Origin of the sequence: Intrasporangium sp. DVR, assembly GCF_040365325.1 — a bacterium.
Classification (GTDB): domain Bacteria; phylum Actinomycetota; class Actinomycetes; order Actinomycetales; family Dermatophilaceae; genus Intrasporangium.
This window is the reverse complement of sequence record NZ_BAABZW010000005.1, coordinates 236,725-259,312: the sequence shown is the minus strand read 5'-3', so window position 1 is coordinate 259,312 and position 22,588 is coordinate 236,725. Positions and strand designations below refer to the sequence as shown.

Below are 22,588 nucleotides of genomic sequence, written 5' to 3'. Positions count from 1 at the left end.
AGCCCGTATGCCGCTGGGCCGGCTTCCACGCGGCGGCTCACCCATCGAGGCGCACGTCGGCCGACACCGCCCCTGCGTCGACCAGCTCACGCAGCCGGCTGACGACGCGCTCGTGGACGGACCACGGGCTGACGGTGTTGACGTAGATCTTCGTCCCGCCCTCGAAGCCGGCGAGCGTCGAGATCCGCCACTTGAGCACGGCCCGCAACGGCATCGGCAGGTCCACGGTCGGCGGCCGGTGGTGCCACTCCTCGTTGCTCGGCACCTCGACCCCCGTCGCGGCATGGCACGCATGCAGCAGGTCGGCGAAGTCCCGGACCTCGTCGGGGGTCAGCTCCCACGGGGACCGGTCCGTCACCAGGGAGTGCACCTCCAGGGCCGGGAACCGGTGCCCGATCCCGACGAACGCCACCGCGCTGGGAGTGCAGGCGACCACGAGACCGCGCTCAGCGGCATACCGCCGCCCCCACCGCTCGTAGAGGTCGGGCTCCCGGGAGACCTGCTCCAGCTCGCGCTCGAGGTCGGCGCCGAGCTCGTCGATGGCGACGACCTGCTTGTGCAGGTGGTCGAACGAGGCCCCCGCCGGCTGGAGCCAGTTCTGGAAGACGCTGACATACGAGGCGTGCTCGTTGTCGCGGTAGACGTCGCGCATCGTCGCGATGGAGAAGTCGACGTACTTCCGATGCTCCTCCGGCGTCAGCCGGCCGGACCCGCGCAGGCGCGAGTCGTCCGTCGCGCCCTCCTCGAAGTGCCTCCGGGCGACGACGAGCAGGTGGTTGCCGGCGAAGAGCCCGATCGCCTCGCGCTCGACGTCCGCCTCGGAGAGCGGCTCGTCGACCGTCCCGTCGTCAGCCCGGGCGGCGACCCGGATCCGGGCCAGCCGCTCGACGTGCTCACGCCCGACCGGTGTCGAGAGGTACGCCTCGCGGCGGGCCGTCATCGCCGGCGTCGGCTCCCACCCATGCGTCAGGTGCCAGTAGTCGAAGGAGAGGATCTCGAAGAGGTTGGGCACGAGCCGGAACTCCGCGGGACTGGCCGTGACCTCCTCGGCGCTCAGACCGCGGACCTCTCGCCATCCGTCGGGGGAGGCGGTGTCGCGCACCAGGCGGGCGATCTCCGGGGTCGTCTCGAGGGCCCGCTGCGGGCAGAACGCGCAGATCCGGTCGGCATCGGCGGGGTCGATGGGCAGCGGGGGGCGGGGCACACGCTCGATCGGTCGACGACCACGGCCCGGGAGCGTCCACACCTTCGTCCCGGTGAACGGGTTGACCTGCTTGATGGTCCCGTCGGGCAGTCGCGTCAGCGGCTCGATCACCCGGCCAGACTAAGCCTGTGCTCCGGCCCACGTGCGTAGCCCACGTCACAGCCGGCGGCGCCGTGCGCCGGGACGGCTCGGGCTACTGTCCCCTACATGCGTGCAGCCAGAGTCTCCGCCCTCGACGGGCCCGCCGCCGTCACCATCGACGAGGTCGACGAGCCGACGCTCGAGCCGGGTCACGTCCTGGTCGACGTCCACGAGGCCGGGGTGAGCTTCCCCGACGTGCTCCTGACCAGGGGCCTCTACCAGATGAAGCCCGACCTGCCCTTCATTCCCGGCGCCGAGTGCGCGGGTGTGGTGCGCCGCGCGGGTGAGGACAGCCTCTTCCAGCCGGGCGACCGGGTGGCCGCCTTCCCCGTCCTGGGCGCCTTCGCCGAGACCGTCGCGGTGCCGGAGGACATGGTCTTCCCGCTCCCGGACGGGGTCTCCTTCACCACCGGCGCCGCCCTCCTGATGAACTACCTGACCGTCCACTTCGCGCTCGCCCGACGGGGCCGCATCGAGCGTGGGGAGACGGTGCTCGTCCACGGGGCGGCCGGTGGCATCGGGACCGCGGCGATCCAGCTCGCTCGCGCGATGCACGCCAGGGTGATCGCCGTCGTGTCGTCGGAGGAGAAGCGCGCTGTCGCGGAGCAGGCCGGCGCGCACCACGTCATCGCCACTGACGGCTTCCTCGCCGCCGCGAAGGAGCTCACCGGGGGACGCGGGGTCGACATCGTCGTCGACCCGGTCGGCGGCGACCGGTTCACCGACAGCCTCCGCTGCCTCGCCCCCGAGGGGCGCATCCTCGTCATCGGGTTCACCGCGGGCTCCATCCCGGAGGTCAAGGTCAACCGGCTCCTCCTCGGCAACATCAGCGTCGTCGGCGTCGCCTGGGGCGCGATGTGGCAGGGCGAGCCGGGCTACCTGCGGGCCCAGTGGAAGGCGATCACCCCCCTCCTCGAGAGCGGTGCCATCGACCCGCCGATCGGCAGCAGCCATCCGCTCGACGAGGTCGCGGCGGCCCTCGCCGAGATCGACGAGCGTCGGGCCGTCGGGAAGGTGACCCTGCGCGTGCGGTGAGCCGGTCGCGCCCGCGACGTAGGGTCAGCCGTATGCCGCTCAGCTCGCCACCTGCCCGACCGACCTCCCGGCGCGTCCTCGTCACCGGCGCCGCCTCGGGGCTCGGGCTGGCGCTCGCGCGCGGGCTCGCCGAGCGGGGCGACCGTGTCCTGGCCACCGACATCCCGCTCACCCGGCCGGACGCGGTGCCGGACACGGTGGACTACCTGTCGCTCGACGTCCGGAGCGACGACGACTGGGCGGGCACCCATGGCCACGTGATGGATACGTGGGGCGGGCTCGACCTGCTCATCAACAACGCGGGCATCGCGACGGGCGGCCGGATCGACGTGGCGGCGATGGACGAGTGGCACCGCATCGTCGACGTCAACCTGCTCGGGGTCGTTCGGGGCTGCCGGACCTTCACGCCGCTCTTCAAGGAGCAGGAGAACGGGCACATCGTCAACGTCGCCTCGCTCGCCGGCCTCGTCCACGCGCCCGGGATGGCGTCCTACAACGCGGTCAAGGCAGCCGTCGTGGCCATCAGCGAGACCTTGGACCACGAGCTGGCACCACACGGGATCACGGTGTCGGTCGTCTGCCCGGCGTTCTTCCGGACCAACCTCGGCGCCTCGTTCGCGGGGAACGACGGAGCGATGGAGGCGGCCGGGCGCCGCATGCTCGATCGGTCCAGGCGGTCCGCGGAGGACGTCGCGGCCATCGTCATCAAGGGCATCGACGCGCGACGCGATGTCATCCTCACTGACCCCGAGGGCCGAATCGCCTGGCGGCTCAAGAGATTCGCGCGGCCGGTGTACAGCCGGACCATGCGCAGGGCCGGTGCCCGCCTGAGCAGAGACGCACACTCGACGGCGACGAGCTAGCGCCCGCCCTCCACCCGCCACCTTCAGTCGAGTGTGCACTTCGTGCCGACTGCTTCTGACGCGGCAGACGTCGGATGCTGGAGGGGACAACGCGCGACCGCCTAGCCCAAGGGAGAACTCGTGACCAGGAAGACAACCGCCCGCATCGTCGACCAGCGCACTCCCGCCGAGCGGGGCCGCCCGTTCCTCCCGGGCATGGCGAGGGCTTGGCTCATGCCGTTCTACGACCTCTTCAGCCGGGTGGCCGGCGCCGACGCGCTCCACCGGCGTGCCGTGGAGCTCGTCGACATCGCGCCTGGCCAGACCGTCCTCGATGTCGGTTGCGGAACCGGAAACCTGTCCCTTGCCCTCCTCAGGGCTCAGCCGGCCGCCCGTGTCACCGGCCTCGACCCGGATGGGGCCGCTCTGCGCAGGGCGGCCCGGAAGGCCGGGCGCCGGGGTGTCGACCTCACTCTGGTCCAGGGCTACGCGGACCGGCTCCCGGCGGACGACGCCTCACTCGACCACGTCGTCACGTCACTCGCGCTGCACCATCTCGACGACGCCGGCCGCGTGGCCTTCGCAGGCGATGCCATGCGCGCCCTGCGTCCCGGCGGTGAGGTGACCGTCGTCGACTTCGGCGAGGCCGCATCCGGTTCCGACCACGCCCACCATCATGGGCGCGGGCACAGCGCGCTCGGGCACCTGCCGCAGCTGCTCTCGCTGCTCGGACGGAACCGACGGGATCGCATCCGGTCCCAGAGCGTGGGCAGCGGCATCGTGTCGCTCCTCGCCGCGGCCGGTTTCGAGGATGCCCGGGAGGTTGCGCACCTCGACCACCGGTTCGGGCCGATCACGTTCGTGCGCGCTTCCCGGGCAAGGGGCCTCTGAGGGGATGGGGCAGGAAGTGCACACTCGACGAGGGGTGAGCGGCGGGAAGTGCACACTCGACGGGGTCAGGGGCTGCGGCGGACGTCGACCCGGCTCGGGGAGTCGGCGCCCAGCACACCGCGAAGGCTCGCGGCGAGCAGCTCCGCGGCATCAGCGGCATCAGCGGCCTCGGACGGGTCGAACGTCGCGCCGAAGTCGGGGTCGTCGCCCGTGCGCTCCCAGCCGAGCGTGACAAGGGTGTCCAGCTGCCTGGGAGTGAGGTCGGTGATGCCCTCGAACTCGGCGTCAGCGATGCACTCGAGGACCAGCAGCGCCTCCACGCGCCTGGCCTGGACGAACACGTCGGGGACCGGGGGCGGCGACGGAGGTGGCGCGAGCGCCCGCCGCCATCCCTTCCGCGCCTGGGCCCGGCGCTCGGCCACGGTGGCCGCAGAGTCCACATGCACGACGAACGTCACCCAGTCGTCCGGGCCGAGCTGTGCCAGCAGGCTTGCGGTGCGGGCGGTCCAGGAGTCCCACGACTCCTCCACCGAGGGAGTGCTCATGGCCCGTCCGTGGCCTCGGCGTCCACGACGGCCGTCTCGAGCAGCCGGCGCAGGTGCTCGGGGATCGGCGTCGGGCGTCTGGTGTCGGCGTCGATCTCCACGTGGACCCAGTGGCCCACTGCCTTCGGCGCCCCGTCGCCCACCTCGGCCGCCACCGGGTCGACGAAGAGACCGAGCTGGTAGGTGACGCTGCTCTTGCCCAGGCGGGTGATGCGAAGTCCGATCACGATCGGCGTCGGGAAGGCGACCTCGGCGTAGAACGTGCAGCCCGACTCGGCGACGACACCCTGCGTGGGGTCGGTCAGCGGGTCGATCGTGACGTGGTCAGCCTGCCAACCGTTGATCGCCGAGTCGAACAGCTCGTAGTACACGGCGTTGTTGAGGTGCCCGTACATGTCGTTGTCGGACCACCGGGTCGTCACCGGCCGATGCACGGGGAAGTCCGAGAGCGTCAGGGTGCGCGGATCGGCCACCCGCCCATCCTGCCCGACGACAGCCGCCTTTGGGCCACGTAGCCTGCATTCATGTCGACGTGGATCGTCTTCCTGCGGGCCGTCAACATCGGCGCGCGCGCGTACCCGATGGCGGAGCTGCGCTCCGTGCTCAACGAGGCCGGGTACGGCGACGTCGAGACCCACATCCAGACCGGCAATGTCCGGTTGACGAGCCCGCTCCGCTCCCGCGCCAAGCTCGAGGCGGCACTCGAAGCCCTCTTCGAGAGAGACCGAGGCTTCCCTGTGGTGACCATGGCCTTCACCTCGAAGGAGCTGACCCGGGTGGCACGCGACGCGACGGCCCTCGGGGAAGCCGGCCCAGCGGCATACGGCCAGTACGTCAGCCTGCTGAAGGAGACGCCCAGCGCTGCGGATGCCCGACGGGTGGAGGGTCTTTCGCGCGATGGAGAGCGGATCGCTGTGCGGGACAGGGCCGTACACTTCCTGTTCGACGTGCCCTACCACGCCGCAAAGGTGTCCAACGCCGCCATCGAGAAGATCCTCGGCCCGGCGACGAACCGCAACGTCAAGGTCATCAACGCCCTCGCCGAGAAGTGGGGCTGAGCTGATGCACGTGGAGGTCTCATGAAGAAGATCGGTTTCCTGTCCTTCGGACACTGGACCCCGTCGCCGCACTCGCAGACCCGGTCCGCCGCCGACGCGCTCCTCCAGTCGATCGACCTCGCCGTCGCCGCCGAGGAGCTCGGGGCGGACGGCGCCTACTTCAGGGTCCACCACTTCGCCCGCCAGCTCGCGTCGCCCTTCCCGCTGCTCGCCGCCGTCGGCGCCCGGACGAGCCGGATCGAGATCGGCACGGGCGTCATCGACATGCGCTACGAGAACCCGCTCTACATGGCCGAGGACGCGGGCGCCGCCGACCTCATCTCCGGCGGGCGACTCCAGCTCGGCATCAGCCGGGGGTCACCGGAGCAGGTCGTCGACGGCTACCGCTACTTCGGCCACGTCCCAGCGGAGGGCTCGGACGCCGCGGCGATGGCCCGAGACCATGCGCAGGCGTTCCTCCAGGTCCTCGAGGGGGAGGGCTTCGCCGAGCCCAACCCCAGGCCGATGTTCCCCAACCCGCCCGGCCTGCTCCGGATCGAGCCGCACTCGCCGGGGTTGCGGGACCGGATCTGGTGGGGCGCGGGCACTCGGGCCACCGCCGAGTGGAGCGCCGAGCTCGGGATGAACCTGATGAGCAGCACCCTGCTCACCGAGGACACCGGCGTGCCGTTCCACCAGCTCCAGGCGGAGCAGATCCAGCGGTTCCGCGACGCCTGGAACGCCGCGGGCCATGAGCGCGAGCCACGGGTCTCGGTCAGCCGCAGCATCTTCCCGATCGTCAGTGACCTCGACCGCCAGCTCTTCCTCCGGGAGACGGCGAGCCAGGACCAGGTCGGCCACCTCGAGGGCGGCCTCGCGCGGTTCGGGAAGAGCTACGCCGGAGAGCCGGACCGACTCGTCGCGGAGCTGGCCGAGGACGAGGCCATCGCGGCTGCGGACACGCTGCTCCTGACCGTGCCCAACCAGCTCGGTGTCGACTACAACGCCCACGTCGTCGAGAGCGTTCTGACCCACCTCGCCCCCCAGCTCGGCTGGCGCTGAGTCCGCCGCGGACGCTCGGCTCCAGACGTGGGGCCCTGTGGATCGAGCCGCCCCGGTGTCGGCCCGCGAGCCTAGAGTCGGTCCATGGCGTGGAGCGTGGGCCGGGCGACGTGGGTCGGCGACCTCACCGACCCCGAGATCGCCCAGCAGGTGGGCTCCCGGACCTTCGAGCGAGGAGCGGCCTACGCGGCGCAGCGCCGGGTCCGGTCGCTGGCCGCACGACCCGAGGGGATGATGATCCTCGGCACCGTCGAGGGCAGTGGGTCGGAGACCTACCAGACGATCGTCGAGGCGCGGCCGCACCCGAAGGGGCGTGCGCCCTTGTGGTCCGGCCGGTGCAGCTGCCCCGTCGGGTCCGACTGCAAGCACGTCGTCGCGCTGCTCCTCCTCGCTCGGGACGTCGCGCACGGCAAGGAGCCGCCCCCGCCGCAGCCTCAGGTGGCCGAGGGCGTCGACCCGCAGGCCTCGTCGGCCGGTGCGACGACGCCCGGCGCCCCGGGTGGCTCGCCCCGTGAGCCCCACTGGTCGGAGGTGCTCGGCCACGTGCGGCCACGGGCCCCGGAGCGCGACGTGCCAGCTCCCCCTGAGCCACGAGGCGACCTCATGCCGGCTGGGCTCTTCGTCGACACGATCTACCGCAGCGCCGGCTGGCAGCGGCAGCCCGAGATCGGCTATGGGCTGCGGGCCACTCGGTGGACCCGGACCGGGACGTGGCACCAGAGCCTGACCTGGCACGACGCCCTGCCGCAGTGGCGGTCCGGCATCCGCTACCTGCCCGAGCACGAGCGGATCATGGCGCGGCTCCGCGACGAGGTGCGCAAGGGGTCCGGCAACACGACCTACTTCACTGCCGCAGCCCCGCTCGCCCTCGACGCCAGCCCGGAGGTGTGGCCCCTGCTCCAGGAGGCGCGGGACGCCGGGATCGCCCTGCTCCCGGGTGAAGGGGTGGTCGGCCCGGTGCGCCTGCTCGACGAGCCCGTCCAGCTGGTCCTCCACGTCCTGCGGGCCGACGACGACTCGGGAGACCTGCTGCTGCGCGTCACGACCGGGGAGCTGCCCGAGGGCGAGGTGCTCCACATCGGCGACCCGGTCCACGGCCTCGTGGTCGAGGGGCCGGACGGGACGCTCAGCCTCCTGCCGCTCGAGCAGGACCTCGGGCTCGACCGTGCCGGCATCCTCCAGGCGCTCGCCGGGCTGCGCGTGCCCGCGGACGAGCGGGCGCGCTTCCTCAAGGCGGCCGTGCCCGGACTGCGCGACCACGTCCGGGTCCGCTCCGAGGTCCCCCTGCCGGTGCCGGACCTCGAGCTCCAGACCGGGCCCGAGCGGGTGCAGGTGCACGTGCTCGTGCAGCCTGACGTGCCGGGGGAGGTGCGCCTGGATCTCGGCTTCGCCTACGGCGGGCGGATCCGCTCGTTCACCACCCCACGGTTCGGTGGGGCCGCTCGCGACCGGGCGGCGGAGCTGGCTGCGCTGGAGTCGGCGACCTCGCTGGAGCTCGTGCCCGGGGCGACGTGGCGTGACTCGAGCGGTCACCTGCATCTGACAAGCCGGTTGGAGCTCAAGGGAATCGACGCGGCACGGTTCGTCGCGGAGCAGCTCGACGCGCTCGAGTCGGACGATCACGTCCTCGTCGAGGTGGATGGTGAGCTGCCCCCCTATGAGGAGGTGACGAGCACGCCGGTCATCCGCCTCGGCACGTCGGACTCCGCAGGACCGGACGGAGCGGCCGGGACGAGGCAGACACCCGGGGAGGCCACCGACTGGTTCGACCTGCGGGTCTCCGTCGAGGTGGACGGGGAGGAGGTGCCCTTCGAGCCGCTCTTCGCCGCGCTCGCAGCGGGCGAGGAGGTGATGGTGCTCGACTCCGGCGCCTGGTTCCGGCTCGACCAGCCGGAGCTGGTGCGCCTCCGCGCCCTCATCGAGGAGGCTCGCGAGATCGCCGACCCGGAGTCCGGCGCGCTGCGCCTCTCCGCCCATCACGTCGACCTGTGGGAGGAGCTCGCCGCCCTCGGCGTCGTGGACCGCCAGAGCGCACGGTGGGCGACGAACGTCGAGGCGCTGCGCTCCGAGGTGGCCGTCCCGCCTCCCTCCGTGCCGGCCGGCCTGCGCGCCACCCTCCGGCCCTACCAGCTCGAGGGCTACCACTGGCTCGCCCGGCTCTGGGACGCCCGGATCGGCGGCATCCTCGCCGACGACATGGGACTGGGCAAGACACTCCAGGTCATCGCCGTCCTGGCCCTCGCCCACGAGCGCGACGAGCTCGGCGCCATCGGGTCGCTCGCCGCGACGGAGGGCCGCGGACCGGTCCTCATCGTCGCGCCGACGAGTGTCGTCGGGACGTGGCTCGGTGAGCTCGACACCTTCGCCCCGCACCTCCGCGTCGTGGCCCTCACCGACACGAGCCGCAAACGGGGCACCACGGTCGCCGAGGCGGTCGGGTCCGCTCAGGTCGTCGTCACGTCCTACGCCGTGCTCCGGCTCGACGATGCCGCGTTCCACGGCGTGGACTGGGGCGGCGTCGTCCTCGACGAGGCGCAGTTCGTCAAGAACCGTCAGGCCAAGACGCACGTGGCGATCCGTCGCCTCGGCGCTCCCTTCACCATCGCCGTGACGGGCACGCCCCTGGAGAACTCCCTGATGGACCTCTGGGCGCTGCTCTCCCTGACCGCGCCCGGGCTCTACCCCAGGCCTGACGTCTTCACCAAGAACTACCGCAAGCCCATCGAGTCGGGCGCCCGGCCGGAGCTGCTCGACCACCTCCGGCGCCGCATCCGCCCGCTCATGCTGCGGCGGACCAAGGAGCAGGTGGCCCTCGACCTGCCGCCCAAGCAGATCCAGGTCGTCGCGCTCGACCCGCATCCGGTCCATCGCCACATCTACGACCAGCACCTGCAGCGCGAGCGGCAACGCGTGCTCGGCCTGCTCACCGACGCAGAGGCCAACCGCGTCGCCATCCTCGCCTCGCTGACCCGCCTGCGGCAGCTCGCCCTCGACCCGGGCCTCGTCGACGAGGCCCATCGCGGGAAGGCGACCGCGGCCAAGGTCGAGTTCCTCGTCGACCAGCTCAGGGAGCTCGCCGCAGAAGGCCACCGGGCCCTCGTCTTCAGCCAGTTCACCGGCTTCCTGCGGGTGGTCCAGCGCGCCCTCGACACGGCGGGGGTCGCTACGGCCTACCTCGACGGGTCCACGACGGACCGCCCAGCCGTCATCCGTGGGTTCCGAGAGGGGGATGCCACGGCCTTCCTCATCAGTCTCAAGGCGGGCGGGTTCGGCCTGACCCTCACCGAGGCGGACTACGTCTTCGTCCTCGACCCCTGGTGGAACCCTGCCGCAGAGTCGCAGGCCATCGACCGCGCCCACCGCATCGGGCAGAACAAGCCCGTCACCGTCTACCGGCTCGTCTCGGCAGGGACCATCGAGGAGAAGGTCGTCGCCCTCCAGGAACGCAAGCGTGACCTCTTCCAGCGCGTCGTCGACGAGGGCGGCGCCCTGTCCGGCGCCATCTCGACCGAGGACGTCAGGGCCCTGCTCGGCCTCGAGTGACGCGGCGCCGCGCGAGCCGACCCGGCCAGACCGAGGGGTGGGTGGTGGCGGCTGCTGCCAGAATGCGCCCATGGAGATCGAGGAAACGCTCCTTCCGGGTGTCGGCATCCGCTACGAGCTGGCAACGCGCGCCGGTCGGGCCATCGTCGTCGTCGTCGAGCGCGACGGTGGCGTCCAGGTCGGGACGTACTCCCCGGACGACCCGGACGAGGCGGTCGAGAGCATCGTCCTCGACGCCGACGAGGCGCTCGCGATCGGAGAGCTGCTCGGCGCGGCCCGGATGAGCCAGCGCTTCGCCGACCTGTCCCGGGAGGTGCCGGGCCTCGAGTCGGCCAGGCTGCCGATCACTGCAGAGAGCCCCTACGGCGGTCGGTCGCTCGCCGACACGCACGCCCGCACCAGGACAGGCTGCTCCGTCGTCGCCATCGTGCGGGGTGACGACGTGATCTCCTCGCCGACACCCTCCGAGCGGCTCCACGTGGGCGACACGCTCGTCGCGATCGGCACGGAGCGAGGCCTCCGGACCCTGGCAGCGCTCATCGAGAAGGGGTGGACCGAAGAGGTGCGAGCCCTCTGCGCCGGACCGGCCTGAGGCGATGCACTCACTCACCCTCCTCCTCGTGGAGCTCGGTGCCATCTTTGCCGGGCTGGCCGTGCTCAGCTGGGCGGCCAACCGGCTCGGGATCTCCGCGATCCCGCTCTACCTCGTGGCCGGACTCTTCTTCGGCACCGGCGGACTCGTGCCCCTCGACGCCGCGCTCCCGTTCGTCAGCATCGGCTCCGAGATCGGCGTCCTGCTGCTCCTGCTCACCCTCGGTCTGGAGTTCACCGCGTCCGAGCTCGTCCAGAGCCTCAGGCGACACCGCAGCTCCGGCATCGTCGACTTCGTCCTCAACTTCCTCCCGGGGCTGGGGGCCGGACTGCTGCTCGGGCTCCCGCTCGTCGTCGCCGTGGCACTCGGCGGCGTCACGTGGATCTCCTCCTCTGGGCTCATCTCGCGGCTGCTCGGCGACCTCGGGCGGATCGGCAACCGTGAGACACCGGCCGTCCTCTCCGTGCTCGTGCTCGAGGACATCGCGATGGCGCTCTTCCTCCCGGTGCTCCTGGTCATGCTGTCCGGCGGAGGACCGGTGCGGGCTCTGGGTGGTGCCGCCCTGGCTGTGGGCGCGGTCGGGCTGGCACTCCTCGCCGCTCGCCATGCCGGTCACCGGATCGCGCGGATCCTCGCCACCAAGAACGACGAGCTCGCTCTCTTCTGGCTGCTCGGCGCAACCCTCCTCGTCGCCGGGGCCACCGAGGCGCTCGGGGCGAGCGCGGCGGTCGGCGCCTTCCTCGTGGGCATCGCCGTCCCCACCGAGGTGGCCCACCGCGCCCGAACCCTGCTCAGCCCCCTGCGTGACCTCTTCGCGGCAGTGTTCTTCGTCAGCTTCGGCCTCTCGACCGACCAGGCCGCGATCTGGCCGGTCATCGGCCCGGCGCTCGCCCTCGCCGTCGTCACCGCCCTGACGAAGGTGGCGACCGGCTGGCACGCAGCCAAGCGTGACGGTGTGCTGTTCAGGGGTCGGCTCCGCGCCGGCACCGCCCTGGTGGCGCGCGGCGAGTTCTCCATCGTCATCGCCGGCCTCGCAGCCACGGCCGGCAGCGACGAGATCAAGCCCATTGCGACCGCCTACGTCCTCGTGCTCGCCATTGTCGGCCCGCTCCTCGCGAGGTACAGCGACAGCATCGCCACCTGGCTGCGCCCCTCGGAACGAACATCCGGAGCGCGACGACGTCACCTCACCCCCTGACCACGACGGGCGGCCACACGAGAGCGGCGCCGAGCCCAGCGGCATACGGCCGTGACGGGCTGTCGGGACCACTCGACGAGCGAACGTGGTGGCAGGGCCAGGGCGCGACGGCCGTTGTCCCTCGTCAAGGGGAGCGGCATAGAGTGGTCGCAGCCGGAAGGTCTTCTACGAAAGGAATGACAGTGGCTTACACGCTTCCCGAGCTGGACTACGACTACGCGGCCCTCGAGCCGCACATCAGCGCTCGCATCATGGAGCTGCACCACAGCAAGCACCACAAGGCCTACGTCGACGGCGCCAACGCCGCGGTCGCCAAGCTCGAGGAGCTGCGCGAGTCAGGTGACTACGCAGCCGTCAACGGCGTCGAGAAGAACCTCGCCTTCCACCTCGGTGGTCACACCAACCACTCGGTCTTCTGGAAGAACATGAGCCCGGACGGTGGCGGTCGCCCCGACGGCGAGGTCGCTGCGGCGATCGACGAGTACTTCGGTGGGTTCGACAAGTTCCAGGCGCACTTCAACGCCAACGCCAACGCCATCCAGGGCTCCGGCTGGTCGATCCTCGCGTGGGACACCCTCGCCCAGCGGCCGCACATCATGCAGCTGTTCGACCAGCAGGGCAACATCCCCGTCGGGCAGATCCCGCTGCTCCAGCTCGACATGTGGGAGCACGCGTTCTACCTGCAGTACGAGAACGTCAAGGCCGACTACGTCAACGCGTGGTGGAACGTCGTCAACTGGCAGGACGTCGCCCAGCGCCTCGAGCGCGCCAAGGGCACGAAGGGCCTCATCATCCCTGCCTGACGCCGCGCAGACTCCGACCGAAGGGCGGGCACCCAGCCGGGTGCCCGCCCTTCGGCGTGCCTGAGATCGCAGGACCTTTGCCTCTGGATCCGCCACTGCCGGCGGGATATCGCTGCGATAGGAGATGAGTAGGGAGAGTGAGTAGGGGGAGGAGGTGAAGGATGATGGCAACGATCGAGAGACCAATGATCACACCGTCCGGGATGAGGCACCCCGAGACCATCGCTCCCCGCCGCACCGGCTGGGTTGCCCTGCTCTCGGTGATCCTCCTGGTCGTCGGGCTGGCAGCCGGGTTCCTCGTCGGCCGGGCCACGGTGCCTGAGGCGGAAGCCCCTGCGCCGCCGGCGGACCTCGCCGGGACAACCGCCACGAGGTTTCTGAGTGAGTACGTGGCGGTCGTCAACGCCGGTGACGAGGCGTGGATCGCCCCGTTCTACAAGGCCGACGCGACGCTGTCGAGCAACGTCCCGTGGATGTCGGACGAGCCTTGGCTCGTCACCGGCGACCGGGCCATCGCGTCGGCCATCGGAAGCTGGTGGGACTACCAGGGCTTCCGGCTGGACAACGCCGGCACGGCCATCCAGAAGGGTGACCTGGTGATGCAGTCCTACGACAGCGTCTTCGGGCCGGCCATGATGGTCTTCCAGCTCGACAACGGCAAGATCGTGAACCAGTGGATCCTTCAGGCAGTCAAGTGAGGGCCGCACCGATCCACCCGCTTCACTCGCACGGGGTTGTCCGGCACCAGGTGCCGGACAACCTGTGCACCCAGCAGCGGGCGCTGTGCAGCCGAGTCACTTCGCAGCCGAGTCACTTCCCGATGGTGACGACGGCGACCAGACGTCTCGCGAAGCCGGGCACGTCGGCTCACGAGTTGCCGTTGTAGGCGATCTCGCCGGTCCACGTGCCGGACGTGAAGCCTGACGCCGGCCCCGTGATCGCGGTGTGCGCGGCGCCTGTCCCGGAGCCCGTCGCTCCGGCGAAGCGGCCGGTGCCACCCACAATCATCCAGCTGAGGGTTGCGTCAGCACGGGTGGGGTTCTCGACGGCGTCCAGCTGGAAGGTCCCCCAGTGCTCCATCCACAGCTCGTCGCCGTTGGCGGCGGTGAAGACCGTGGTCCCCTGGCCGAACCGTCCCTCGGGCGCGACCGTGCAGTGCGTGATCTCGAAGGTCACGCGACCGAGGTGCGACAGCCAGGCGGTCCCGGTCTGGGAGTAGCGCCAGCTTGTCCCCTCAGGACAGTCGACGGGGGCGCCGTAGACGTCCGGGGCGGGAGCGGACCACCCCTGGAGTGGTCTGGTGGGGGTCTCCGCGGCGACGGCGCTCGGGACCCCCGTCGCGAGAACGGCGGCTCCGAGAGCCAGTGCGGTGAGGTGTTTGCGCATGATGTCCCTCCTCCTGTTGTCATGGCGCCCTCGGACCATAGGCGCGCGTCACCTCGGGCAGTAGGGGCGAACGTCCCGGGTCCGAGAACACCATCGACGCCGGGTGCCACTGCGCTCGCCGGCTGGAAGGGGCGTGCAGTCCTGCCGGTGGCTGGGTGAGAATCGCGGACATGGCCTTCACGATCCGGCGCGCGGTCCCGGGCGACCTCGAAGCGGTGGGGCGGGTCACGGTTCGCGCCTATCTCGACGAGGGTCACCTGCCGCCCCACTCCCCCTACGCCGCAACGTTGGACGATGCCCGTTCGCGCGCCGAGCAGGCCGAACTCTGGGTGGCGGTCGACGATGCAGACGGCCGCGTGCTCGGGTCGGTCACGTTCGCCGCGCCGGGCTCTGCCTTCCACGAGATCGCCGCGTCGGACGAGGGCGATGTCCGGATGCTCGCCGTGGCCGGCTCTGCGCGGGGACGGGGGATCGGCGAGGCGTTGATGGTGCGGTGCGTCGAGCGGGCCCGCGAGCTCGGGCTGTCCGCCCTGGCCCTGTCGACTCAGCCGTCGATGCGGGCGGCACACCGCGTCTACGAGCGGCTGGGCTTCGAGCGCGTGCCGGAGCGGGACTGGACGCCCGCGCCGGGCATCACGCTGCTCGCCTACCGCCTCGACCTCAGGCAGCCGACCGGATCCTGACGAACCCCCAGCCCGGCCGCCCGGCTCTGTGCTGCCGGGCGAACACCAGGGCGTTCGTCTGGCACCACAGCGGATCAGCGGCCGGCGGCCCCGGCGCAGTCGCTGCACCGTCCGAGCAGCGCCGCGTGGGTGGTGTCGAGATCGAAGCCGAGGGCCTCGCGCAGCTGCCGGCCCGCCTCGTCGAGCACGTCGGGTGGGGCGTCCTGGACGCGGCCACAGATCGAGCACTGGACGTGCAGGTGCCCGTGGGCGTGCGGGTGCCCGTCACCGAGGCCGTATGCCGCTGGGCTCGCTTCCCGGGCCCGCTCCCTCGGGTGGGCGACGAGGTGGTAGACGGTTGCGCTCCCGCCGAGGTGGACGTGCGAGAGAACTCCTGCATCGGTGAGGGCCGTCAGGGTCCGGTAGACGGTCGCCCGATGCACCGACGGCTCGAGCCGGGTGACCCGCTCGCTGATCTGCTCCGCCGAGAGGTGCTCGTCACTGCCGTCGGCCGCGTCGATGACGCGCAGCACCGCCTGCCGGGCCGGGGTGACCCGCTCGCCGGAGGCGCGCAGTGCCTCGAGCGCTGCGGTGACGCGGGGGCTGCCCGCTGACCTGTCCACGCGCCCATCTTGCACCGGCCCGCGCGACCGAGCCCAGCGGCATACGGCACACTGCTCCTCGTGCGTGCTCTCACCAAGCTGACCGCAGGGCCCGGCCTCGAGCTGGTTGACCGTCCAGAGCCCCAGTGCGGCCCGACCGACGTGAAGATCCGCGTCCTGCGGGCCGGCCTGTGTGGCACCGACCTGCACCTGCAGGAGTGGGACGAGTGGGCGGCCGCGACGGTGCAGCCCCCGCTCGTCATCGGCCACGAGTTCTACGGCGAGGTCGTCGAGATCGGCGAGGACGTCGACCACGTGGCCGTCGGTGACCGCGCCTCGGGGGAGGGGCACATCGTCTGCGGGGTGTGCCGCAACTGCCGAGCCGGGCGGCGCCACCTGTGCATCCGCACCAAGGGGGTCGGCGTCAACCGGGACGGCGCCTTCGCGGACTACGTCGTCATCCCCGCGAGCAACGTGTGGGTGCAGCCGCCCGAGCTCGACCCCGACCTGGCCGCGGCCTTCGACCCGCTCGGCAACGCGACGCACACGGCGCTCCAGTGGCCCATGGTCGGCGAGGACGTCGTCATCACCGGCGCCGGTCCGATCGGCGTCATGGCGGCAGCCATCGCGCGGCACGCCGGGGCCCGCTACGTCGTCGTGTCGGACGCGAGCGACTACCGCCTGGGCCTCGCGAAGGCGGCCGGCGCGGACCTGACGATCAACGTGACCCGCGAGTCGCTGGCCGACGCGCAGCGGCAGCTCGGCATGAAGGAGGGCTTCGACATCGCCCTCGAGATGTCCGGGGCGGCACCGGCGGTCACCGACCTCATCGCCAACATGAACCACGGGGGACGCATCGCCCTGCTCGGGCTGCCCCACCAGCCCTACGAGCTCGACTGGGGCAAGGTCATCACCCACATGCTCACCCTCAAGGGGATCTACGGCCGGGAGATGTTCGACACCTGGTACGCCATGTCCCAGATGATCGCGACGTCCGAGACCTTCCGGGCCACCGTCACCCAGGTCATCACGCACCGCTTCCCCGCCGAGCAGTGGGAGGAGGCCTTCGACACCGCGCGCTCCGGGCAGTGCGGGAAGGTCGTCCTCGACTGGAGCTGACCCGTGTCCGACCCGCGACCACTCGTCCTGCTGCACGGGCTCGGCCAGTCGCCCATCGTCTGGCAGGACCTCGTGTCGGCCCTCGGCGCGGGGCGACCGATGCACGCTCCGTGGATGGTCGGGCTGCGGCCCAAGGACCCGATCGGGTTCGACCTCGCTGCGGCCGCCGCCGGCCTGGCCGAGGAGCTCGAGCTGCAGGGGATCCAGCGGGCTGACGTCCTCGGGGTGTCGGTCGGCGGGTCGGTGGCGATGCACCTCGCGGTCGAGCGGCCCGACCTCGTCGGGAGGCTCGTGCTGGCCGGCCCCATCGTGCGCCCCTCTGCGGGCGCACTGCGGATGCAGAAGCTGGCGCTGCGGCTGATGCCGGAGAGCAAGCTCCTCGACATGGGGGTGTCCCGGCCGCGGATGCTGGCGGTCTTCGACGCGCTGCGCGGGTTCGACGGGCTCGACAGCATCGGGCGGATCGCGGCGCCGACCCTCGTCGTCGTCGGGGCGCGCGACCGGGTGGGGATCGTCGCCGCCCGCCAGGTCGTCCGCGCCGTCGCCGGCGCCCGACTCGAGACGGTCGAGGGCGGCAGCTCGCTCCTCAACGCCGACAGACCGCGCGAGCTGGCCGAGCTGACCCGGGCCTTCCTCGACGAAGGCGAGTGACGGCGGTGACCGACGCCGACCGGATGGAGGTCAACGCCAACGACGTCGTCGCCTTCGTCGTCGAGCTCGTGTCCCTCGTCCTCATCGGGCTCTGGGCCTACCGGGCCGTGGAGCCCCAGTGGGCCCAACTCGTGCTCGGCGTCGGACTGCCCGTGGGTGCGGCGGTGCTGTGGGGCCTCTTCGCGGCGCCGCGAGCCCGCATCCGGGTGCCGTGGCTGACGCTGCTGGTCAAGGTGCTCGTGCTCGGCGCCGCCGTCGGTGCGGCGTTCACGATCCTGCCCACGGTCTGGGCCGTCGGGTTCGGGGCCGTGGTGGCCCTCAACCTCCTGCTCATGTATGTCGGGCCGTTCGCCCGCTGAGACTGGCGCAGCGGTGCTCGCCGCAATCAGACCGCGACCCACTCGCAACCGGCGCCCCCCAGGGTGAGGCATCGGCCGGGCGCAGGAGCCCGCCCAAGGGGAAGGGCACGCACATGCACGCACGCACCAGACGTCGGACCAGGTCCACCGCCGCGGTCGGGACCGTCGTCCTTGCCGTGGTCCTTGCCGCGGTCGGGCTCCCGCTCGCCGGCACCGCCACCGCCGGCGCTGTGGACCATGCCGCGAGCTGCCGGCTCGTCGAGCTCACGATGCCGTCTGACGGCGTCGAGAGCGGCGTCATGGACATCGAGGTCGTCGACGGGACGACCGTCTACTACGGCAACTACCAGCGACCCGAGGCGGACGGCAGCTGGAGCCAGCACGCCGTGATCTGGCGCGGGCTGGACGCCGAGCCCGAGGAGGTCGGCCCGGTCGACGCCCCGGTCAACATCGCCTTCGAGCTGACCGCCCCGGGCCTGGTGAACGGGCAGGCGGAGTACCCGGACGGCACCTTCCGGCCCTGGATCCAGGACATCACCTCGGGGGAGATCACCTTCCTCCACCTGGGCGGCAGCGCGGCCAGGGACGCGAACGGCGGCCGGATCCGCCGGATCAACGACGACGGGGCGACGGTGGGCACGCTCAACACCGGCAAGGGCCGCAGCAAGTGGAACGCCGACGTCGTCGGCCACGACAGCCCGGAGGCCCCGCTCGAGAGGCTCCTGTCCCCTGGCCGGGTCGGGGACGGCTGGGGGATCAACAACCTCGGCGAGCGGGTCGGCTTCGTCCAGCACCGCAACCTCCCGGGCGCGCCGCACTGGGCGCTCTGGCTCCCGACGATCTGGGCGTCGGACGGCTCCTCCCGCACCGCGGCCATGCCCGGCACCGACGGTGCCATCTTCACCATCGAGGACGACGGCGAGATGGCGGGCATGGTGTTCGTGGGCACCCCGGAGAGCGGTCACTTCGAGCCGATCCAGTGGTCGGACCCTGACCACTACGAGACGCTCGGCGTCCTCGAGGGCGGCGGCTGGGGTCGCCCGTTCGGTGCTGACGGTGAGGCCCAGGTCGGCTTCCTCGACCTCGTCGCCGACCCGGCAGCCGTCCCGGAGTGGGCCCTCGACCAGATCTGGGTCAACTACGGCTACTACTGGGAGCGGGGCATGGCCGACAGCGTGCGGATCCTGCCCACGCTGCACACCGACGCGAACGGAGTGACGGACTGGCGTGAGTTCCACGGCGTCGGGGCCGTGCACGCCGTCAGCACCCTCCTGGACCAGGCGGCGACGGCGACCCACTCGGGCTACGCCCCCGACGGCTCTCCGACCTTCGCCGCCACGGTCTACCTCAACGTCTCGGTCTGCGGCGCCGAGGTCGCAACGACCCACGACCCCTACCACCTGACCGACCTCGAATCGGCCATCGCGCGCACCGAGGGTGCCGGCTGACGGCCCCGCGGTGAGGGGGAGGCGGGAGGTGCGCCGGCTGGGGAGGGGCCGGCCGGCGCACCTCCCTCCGGTGTCGCGCCCCCGTCACCGGACCAGCCCGGGGAAGGCACGGGCCAGGCCGTCGCTGAGCAGGTCCGCCATGGCGAGGATGTGCGCGTGGACCTCCTCGTAGTCGGCGATGCTCGCTGCGTGGTCACCGGCCAGCTCGTGGGCCGCCTCCGACAGCGTCTGGTCCAGGTGCATGCGCATGTCGGCCCGCATCAGATCCGGCGGCCAGGACCTCGGGTTCGCGGCGGAGAGGAAGGCGGCGATGTCGTCCGCGTTGGCGTACCACCGCTCGCGGGCGCTGGCGAAGGCGGCGTCGTCACCGGCCTTGGCTGCCTGGAGCAGCTCGACGGCAGTCGTGATGTGGTCCGTCAACAGTACGGTCAGCTGGTCGCCCGCTGCAGCGCCGTAGAAGGGCTTGATCGCGTCGCCGATGTCCACCTGGTTCTGCAGCAGCCGTCCCGCCGTCGCGTCGAACCCCGCTGAACCGTCGGCGAAGGTGACGATGGCGAGCCGCGTCCAGGTGACGTGGTCCTCCCACAGCTTGCGCATCTGGTCGTGCAGCGCCTGCTGGCCCGTCGTGCGGGGGGCCGTGACGTGGGCCTGGTGCCCCGCCGACACGGTCGGCTCTGCCTCGGCCCGCGGCAGCGTCCAGGCGAGGAACCCGCTGAGCAGGGCGACGAGCGCCAGCGTGGCGAAGCGGGCGGCCCTCCCCGTGGAGCGTCGTGTGTCCATCCGTGGTCCTTCCTCTCGGCCCTGACCCGGGGTTGGTGTCGCAGCCGTGCGCGTCCTTACCCCCCGTGCTCAGCGGGCCGGGCTGCTCTTCTCACGGGCGGCGAGCCCGGGAGAGGATGGAGCGGTGATGGCGATGGGCCCCTGCGGCCTCGTCGAGGGTCTCGGTAAGACCGGCGGCCGGGGCCGACACCAACTCGGCATGACGACGAACCGTGTGAACGCGACGCACCCCGGACCTCCGTGCGGGGCCGCCGGCCCGCCGGTCGACGTCGTGGTGTGGAGGCGGTGCCGTCTCTTGGAGGCCGGCTTCGAGGAGGCTCTGGCCCGGCGAGTTGCCGAGGACCGCGCCCTGGACGTCCACGCCCTGCTCGACCTCGTCGACCGGGGCTGCCCACCACCCCTCGCGGTCCGGATCCTCGCGCCGGTGGGCCCGACGCGATGACCCGGGCGACGTCCGCGGACGACCCCTCACCGGCGTCGGAGGGCCCGGCCCGCTTGGCCCCCGTCCTGACCGGGCCGGCTCCGTCCGGCCGCGAGGTCGAGCGGGACTGGGTCGACGCCCTCCGATCGAGCGGTCCCGAACGTGACGCGGCCCTACGGGACCTGCACGCGCTGCTCGTCGCCGCCGCGCGGCACCAGGTCGGGCGGATGAGAGGCCAGCTCCCTCATCTCGGGGCCCGCTCGCTCGAAGACCTCGCCCAGGGCGCCGCCGATGACGCCCTGACCACCCTCCTCGCCAAGCTCGGGACCTTCGAGGGTCGCAGCCGCTTCACGACGTGGGCCTACAAGTTCGCGATCTTCCAGACCGCCAACGAGGTCCGTCGTCACGCGTGGTCGGCGCGTGAGGTGGAGCTGCGCGACGACGACGTGACGACCCCGGGGCCCGAGGAGATCGCCGAGGCGACCGACCTGGCCGAGGCCGTCCGAGCCGCCATGCAGGTCGCGTTGACCGGCTACCAGCGGCGCATTGCCGTGGCGCTGCTCGTCGACGGGGTGCCGATCGACGTTCTGGCCCAGCGCCTCGGCACCACCCGGGGCGCCCTCTACAAGACCCTGCATGTCGCCCGAACCCGACTGCGAGCCCATCTCGTCACGAGCGGACGACTCCAACCGGAGGCCGCTACCGGAGGCCCGTCATGACCGACACCCCGCGCCGCCTCGACGCCGCTGCTGTCCGCGCGCTCACGCTCTCCACCGAGCCGTGGCTGTCCTGCGAGGACTGCTTCCACCTCACCGACCAGTTCGCGGAGCTGGTCCTGTCCGACCCCGACACCGCCGAGATGCCGGCCATGTTCGTGCACCTCCGGGCGTGCCCGGCCTGCGCAGAGGAGGCCGAGTCCCTCGTCGCCCTCGTCGCGGAGGAGCAGGGCATCGACCCCACCGCGGCCCTGGCGCGACTCCGCGGCTGAGCCCCGGTCATCGCGGGAGCGGGAGCGAGCCCAGCGGCATACGCTGGCGTCTGTCACCCGACCCACCCGCGAAGGACACCGATGTACGGCACCGTCAAGGACGAGATCGCAGCAACCCTGCAGGAGATCAAGGACGCCGGCCTCTACAAGAACGAGCGTGAGCTGACCTCACCCCAGTCGGCCCACGTGACGACGCTCAAGGCCGAGGCGATCAACTTCTGCGCCAACAACTACCTCGGCCTCGCCGACGACCCCTCGATCGTCGAGGCCTCCAAGCGGGCCCTCGACGACTGGGGTTTCGGGATGGCGTCGGTGCGGTTCATCTGCGGGACCCAGACCCAGCACACCACCCTCGAGCGCCGCATCGCCGACTTCCTCGGCACGGAGGCGGCGATCCTCTACTCGTCCTGCTTCGACGCCAACGGCGGGGTCTTCGAGGTGCTCTTCGGCGCCGAGGACGCGATCATCAGCGACGAGCTCAACCATGCGTCGATCATCGACGGCATCCGGCTGTCCAAGGCGGTGCGCTACCGCTACCGCAACGCGGACATGGCCGACCTGCGGGCTCAGCTCGAGGCCGCGGTCGCCGCTGGTGCCCGGCGCACGGTCGTCGTCACCGACGGCGTCTTCTCCATGGACGGCTCCTACGCCCCGCTCGACAGGATCTGCGACCTCGCCGACGAGTTCGGCGCGCTCGTCTTCGTCGACGACTCGCACGCGGTCGGCTTCATCGGCGACGCCGGGCGTGGGACGCCCGAGCTCTTCGGGGTCCAGGAGCGTGTCGACATCATCACCGGCACGCTCGGCAAGGCACTGGGTGGAGCCTCCGGAGGCTACGTCGCGAGCCACCAGGAGGTCGTCGACCTGCTTCGCCAGCGCTCGCGGCCCTACCTCTTCTCGAACTCCGTGGCGCCGCCCGTCGTCGCCGGCTCGATGCGCGCGCTCGAGCTGATCGAGTCCTCCGGGGAGAAGCGGCAGGCCCTGCGCCGCAACACCGAGCTCTTCCACCGCCTCATGACGGAGGCCGGCTTCGAACTGCTGCCGGGGACCCATCCGATCCGTCCCGTGATGTTCCCCGGCGAGGACGGCGCCCGCCGTGCGGCGCAGATCGCCGACCACATGCTCGGCAACGGCGTCTACGTCATCGCGTTCAGCTTCCCCGTCGTCCCCCGCGGCAAGGCGCGCATCCGGGTCCAGCTGTCCGCGGCTCACTCGGAGGACGACGTGCGCGCCTGCGTGGACGCGTTCGTCTCCGCGCGCGACGCCGTCGGCTGAGGAT

The 22,588-nt window shown here is 71.7% G+C and carries 25 protein-coding genes; 19 read left to right on the top strand and 6 right to left on the bottom strand.

All coding sequences use genetic code 11. The features are described 5' to 3' along the window. Positions 1 to 37: 37 nt before the first annotated feature. On the bottom strand, positions 38 to 1,315 hold the full coding sequence (locus ABWV20_RS05780) for a DUF4921 family protein (RefSeq protein WP_353353875.1): 1,278 nt from the start codon (positions 1,313 to 1,315) through the stop codon (positions 38 to 40). Between the two features lie 96 nt (positions 1,316 to 1,411). On the opposite strand from ABWV20_RS05780, the gene ABWV20_RS05775 reads away from it, so the two are divergent. From ABWV20_RS05775 to ABWV20_RS05765, 3 genes are all read left to right on the top strand, one after another. Then, the gene (locus ABWV20_RS05775) at positions 1,412 to 2,380 is read left to right on the top strand and encodes an NADPH:quinone oxidoreductase family protein (protein WP_353353874.1); all 969 of its coding nucleotides are present in this window, start codon (positions 1,412 to 1,414) and stop codon (positions 2,378 to 2,380) included. 32 nt (positions 2,381 to 2,412) lie between these two features. After that, positions 2,413 to 3,243, top strand: coding sequence for an SDR family NAD(P)-dependent oxidoreductase (locus tag ABWV20_RS05770; protein ID WP_353353873.1), 831 nt, complete (start codon positions 2,413 to 2,415; stop codon positions 3,241 to 3,243). Positions 3,244 to 3,363: 120 nt separating this feature from the next. Beyond that, a complete protein-coding gene (locus ABWV20_RS05765; RefSeq protein WP_353353872.1) occupies positions 3,364 to 4,113 on the top strand; it encodes a class I SAM-dependent methyltransferase in 750 nt (249 codons plus the stop codon). A gap of 65 nt (positions 4,114 to 4,178) precedes the next feature. On the opposite strand, the gene ABWV20_RS05760 is transcribed toward ABWV20_RS05765, so the two are convergent. Together ABWV20_RS05760 and ABWV20_RS05755 are read right to left on the bottom strand one after the other, a co-directional pair. After that, positions 4,179 to 4,658 carry a TY-Chap domain-containing protein gene (locus ABWV20_RS05760; RefSeq protein ID WP_353353871.1) on the bottom strand — a complete coding sequence of 160 codons (480 nt, stop codon included), beginning with the start codon at positions 4,656 to 4,658 and terminating at the stop codon, positions 4,179 to 4,181. Next, positions 4,655 to 5,131, bottom strand: coding sequence for an acyl-CoA thioesterase (locus ABWV20_RS05755; protein WP_353353870.1), 477 nt, complete (start codon positions 5,129 to 5,131; stop codon positions 4,655 to 4,657). Before ABWV20_RS05755 ends, ABWV20_RS05760 begins: the two co-directional genes overlap by 4 nt. Positions 5,132 to 5,182: 51 nt before the next feature. On the opposite strand from ABWV20_RS05755, the gene ABWV20_RS05750 reads away from it, so the two are divergent. From ABWV20_RS05750 to ABWV20_RS05720, 7 genes are all read left to right on the top strand, one after another. Next, positions 5,183 to 5,716, top strand: coding sequence for a DUF1697 domain-containing protein (locus tag ABWV20_RS05750; protein WP_353353869.1), 534 nt, complete (start codon positions 5,183 to 5,185; stop codon positions 5,714 to 5,716). A 21-nt stretch (positions 5,717 to 5,737) separates the two neighbouring features. Further along, positions 5,738 to 6,757, top strand: a complete 1,020-nt coding sequence (locus ABWV20_RS05745) for an LLM class flavin-dependent oxidoreductase (protein WP_353353868.1) — start codon at positions 5,738 to 5,740, stop codon at positions 6,755 to 6,757. A gap of 84 nt (positions 6,758 to 6,841) precedes the next feature. Continuing rightward, a complete protein-coding gene (locus ABWV20_RS05740; protein WP_353353867.1) occupies positions 6,842 to 10,300 on the top strand; it encodes a DEAD/DEAH box helicase in 3,459 nt (1,152 codons plus the stop codon). A 70-nt stretch (positions 10,301 to 10,370) separates the two neighbouring features. Continuing rightward, positions 10,371 to 10,892 carry a cation:proton antiporter regulatory subunit gene (locus ABWV20_RS05735; protein ID WP_353353866.1) on the top strand — a complete coding sequence of 174 codons (522 nt, stop codon included), beginning with the start codon at positions 10,371 to 10,373 and terminating at the stop codon, positions 10,890 to 10,892. 4 nt (positions 10,893 to 10,896) lie between these two features. After that, positions 10,897 to 12,090: a cation:proton antiporter gene (locus ABWV20_RS05730; protein WP_353353865.1), complete on the top strand. Its 1,194-nt coding sequence runs from the start codon at positions 10,897 to 10,899 to the stop codon at positions 12,088 to 12,090. Between the two features lie 176 nt (positions 12,091 to 12,266). After that, entirely contained in the window at positions 12,267 to 12,893 is a 627-nt protein-coding gene (locus tag ABWV20_RS05725; RefSeq protein WP_353353864.1) for a superoxide dismutase, read from the top strand. A gap of 185 nt (positions 12,894 to 13,078) precedes the next feature. Next, positions 13,079 to 13,591, top strand: coding sequence for a hypothetical protein (locus ABWV20_RS05720; RefSeq protein WP_353353863.1), 513 nt, complete (start codon positions 13,079 to 13,081; stop codon positions 13,589 to 13,591). A gap of 169 nt (positions 13,592 to 13,760) precedes the next feature. Here ABWV20_RS05720 and ABWV20_RS05715 read toward each other — a convergent pair whose 3' ends face one another. Further along, on the bottom strand, positions 13,761 to 14,279 hold the full coding sequence (locus ABWV20_RS05715; RefSeq protein WP_353353862.1) for a hypothetical protein: 519 nt from the start codon (positions 14,277 to 14,279) through the stop codon (positions 13,761 to 13,763). A 170-nt stretch (positions 14,280 to 14,449) separates the two neighbouring features. On the opposite strand from ABWV20_RS05715, the gene ABWV20_RS05710 reads away from it, so the two are divergent. Further along, positions 14,450 to 14,962, top strand: a complete 513-nt coding sequence (locus ABWV20_RS05710; RefSeq protein ID WP_353353861.1) for a GNAT family N-acetyltransferase — start codon at positions 14,450 to 14,452, stop codon at positions 14,960 to 14,962. Between the two features lie 74 nt (positions 14,963 to 15,036). On the opposite strand, the gene ABWV20_RS05705 is transcribed toward ABWV20_RS05710, so the two are convergent. Next, positions 15,037 to 15,564: a Fur family transcriptional regulator gene (locus tag ABWV20_RS05705; RefSeq protein ID WP_353353860.1), complete on the bottom strand. Its 528-nt coding sequence runs from the start codon at positions 15,562 to 15,564 to the stop codon at positions 15,037 to 15,039. 60 nt (positions 15,565 to 15,624) lie between these two features. Here ABWV20_RS05705 and tdh point away from each other — a divergent pair, with 60 nt between their 5' ends. The 4 genes from tdh (at position 15,625) to ABWV20_RS05685 (ending at position 19,120) form a co-directional block, all read left to right on the top strand. After that, positions 15,625 to 16,662 carry an L-threonine 3-dehydrogenase gene (gene tdh, locus ABWV20_RS05700; protein WP_353353859.1) on the top strand — a complete coding sequence of 346 codons (1,038 nt, stop codon included), beginning with the start codon at positions 15,625 to 15,627 and terminating at the stop codon, positions 16,660 to 16,662. A gap of 3 nt (positions 16,663 to 16,665) precedes the next feature. Further along, positions 16,666 to 17,313 carry an alpha/beta fold hydrolase gene (locus tag ABWV20_RS05695; RefSeq protein WP_353353858.1) on the top strand — a complete coding sequence of 216 codons (648 nt, stop codon included), beginning with the start codon at positions 16,666 to 16,668 and terminating at the stop codon, positions 17,311 to 17,313. Then, on the top strand, positions 17,310 to 17,672 hold the full coding sequence (locus tag ABWV20_RS05690) for a YrdB family protein (protein WP_353353857.1): 363 nt from the start codon (positions 17,310 to 17,312) through the stop codon (positions 17,670 to 17,672). The genes ABWV20_RS05695 and ABWV20_RS05690 overlap by 4 nt, the downstream gene beginning before the upstream one ends. Before the next feature lie 113 nt (positions 17,673 to 17,785). Next, positions 17,786 to 19,120, top strand: a complete 1,335-nt coding sequence (locus ABWV20_RS05685) for a hypothetical protein (protein WP_353353856.1) — start codon at positions 17,786 to 17,788, stop codon at positions 19,118 to 19,120. Between the two features lie 84 nt (positions 19,121 to 19,204). Here the strand turns inward: ABWV20_RS05685 and ABWV20_RS05680 are convergent, their stop codons facing one another. Further along, positions 19,205 to 19,900 carry a hypothetical protein gene (locus ABWV20_RS05680; protein ID WP_353353855.1) on the bottom strand — a complete coding sequence of 232 codons (696 nt, stop codon included), beginning with the start codon at positions 19,898 to 19,900 and terminating at the stop codon, positions 19,205 to 19,207. 199 nt (positions 19,901 to 20,099) lie between these two features. Between ABWV20_RS05680 and ABWV20_RS05675 the strand changes: the two genes are divergently transcribed. From ABWV20_RS05675 to ABWV20_RS05660, 4 genes are all read left to right on the top strand, one after another. Further along, the gene (locus ABWV20_RS05675; RefSeq protein WP_353353854.1) at positions 20,100 to 20,342 is read left to right on the top strand and encodes a hypothetical protein; all 243 of its coding nucleotides are present in this window, start codon (positions 20,100 to 20,102) and stop codon (positions 20,340 to 20,342) included. Continuing rightward, positions 20,339 to 21,040 (top strand): RNA polymerase sigma factor, encoded by a 702-nt coding sequence (locus tag ABWV20_RS05670; RefSeq protein ID WP_353353853.1) that lies wholly within the window; start codon positions 20,339 to 20,341, stop codon positions 21,038 to 21,040. Before ABWV20_RS05675 ends, ABWV20_RS05670 begins: the two co-directional genes overlap by 4 nt. Further along, the gene (locus ABWV20_RS05665) at positions 21,037 to 21,309 is read left to right on the top strand and encodes a hypothetical protein (RefSeq protein ID WP_353353852.1); all 273 of its coding nucleotides are present in this window, start codon (positions 21,037 to 21,039) and stop codon (positions 21,307 to 21,309) included. The genes ABWV20_RS05670 and ABWV20_RS05665 overlap by 4 nt, the downstream gene beginning before the upstream one ends. Positions 21,310 to 21,390: 81 nt before the next feature. After that, on the top strand, positions 21,391 to 22,584 hold the full coding sequence (locus ABWV20_RS05660) for a glycine C-acetyltransferase (protein ID WP_353353851.1): 1,194 nt from the start codon (positions 21,391 to 21,393) through the stop codon (positions 22,582 to 22,584). Positions 22,585 to 22,588 lie beyond the last annotated feature (4 nt).

Excerpts from the sequence above, each read along its gene's own strand:
- ABWV20_RS05775 (WP_353353874.1), top strand. The coding sequence starts at position 1,412 with ATGCGTGCAGCCAGAGTCTCCGCCCTCGACGGGCCCGCCGCCGTCACC.
- ABWV20_RS05770 (WP_353353873.1), top strand. The coding sequence starts at position 2,413 with ATGCCGCTCAGCTCGCCACCTGCCCGACCGACCTCCCGGCGCGTCCTC.
- ABWV20_RS05760 (WP_353353871.1), bottom strand. The coding sequence starts at position 4,658 with ATGAGCACTCCCTCGGTGGAGGAGTCGTGGGACTCCTGGACCGCCCGC.
- ABWV20_RS05750 (WP_353353869.1), top strand. The coding sequence starts at position 5,183 with ATGTCGACGTGGATCGTCTTCCTGCGGGCCGTCAACATCGGCGCGCGC.
- ABWV20_RS05745 (WP_353353868.1), top strand. The coding sequence starts at position 5,738 with ATGAAGAAGATCGGTTTCCTGTCCTTCGGACACTGGACCCCGTCGCCG.
- ABWV20_RS05740 (WP_353353867.1), top strand. The coding sequence starts at position 6,842 with ATGGCGTGGAGCGTGGGCCGGGCGACGTGGGTCGGCGACCTCACCGAC.
- ABWV20_RS05735 (WP_353353866.1), top strand. The coding sequence starts at position 10,371 with ATGGAGATCGAGGAAACGCTCCTTCCGGGTGTCGGCATCCGCTACGAG.
- ABWV20_RS05730 (WP_353353865.1), top strand. The coding sequence starts at position 10,897 with ATGCACTCACTCACCCTCCTCCTCGTGGAGCTCGGTGCCATCTTTGCC.
- ABWV20_RS05725 (WP_353353864.1), top strand. The coding sequence starts at position 12,267 with ATGACAGTGGCTTACACGCTTCCCGAGCTGGACTACGACTACGCGGCC.
- ABWV20_RS05720 (WP_353353863.1), top strand. The coding sequence starts at position 13,079 with ATGATCACACCGTCCGGGATGAGGCACCCCGAGACCATCGCTCCCCGC.
- ABWV20_RS05715 (WP_353353862.1), bottom strand. The coding sequence starts at position 14,279 with ATGCGCAAACACCTCACCGCACTGGCTCTCGGAGCCGCCGTTCTCGCG.
- ABWV20_RS05710 (WP_353353861.1), top strand. The coding sequence starts at position 14,450 with ATGGCCTTCACGATCCGGCGCGCGGTCCCGGGCGACCTCGAAGCGGTG.
- ABWV20_RS05685 (WP_353353856.1), top strand. The coding sequence starts at position 17,786 with ATGCACGCACGCACCAGACGTCGGACCAGGTCCACCGCCGCGGTCGGG.
- ABWV20_RS05680 (WP_353353855.1), bottom strand. The coding sequence starts at position 19,900 with ATGGACACACGACGCTCCACGGGGAGGGCCGCCCGCTTCGCCACGCTG.
- ABWV20_RS05675 (WP_353353854.1), top strand. The coding sequence starts at position 20,100 with ATGACGACGAACCGTGTGAACGCGACGCACCCCGGACCTCCGTGCGGG.
- ABWV20_RS05670 (WP_353353853.1), top strand. The coding sequence starts at position 20,339 with ATGACCCGGGCGACGTCCGCGGACGACCCCTCACCGGCGTCGGAGGGC.
- ABWV20_RS05665 (WP_353353852.1), top strand. The coding sequence starts at position 21,037 with ATGACCGACACCCCGCGCCGCCTCGACGCCGCTGCTGTCCGCGCGCTC.
- ABWV20_RS05660 (WP_353353851.1), top strand. The coding sequence starts at position 21,391 with ATGTACGGCACCGTCAAGGACGAGATCGCAGCAACCCTGCAGGAGATC.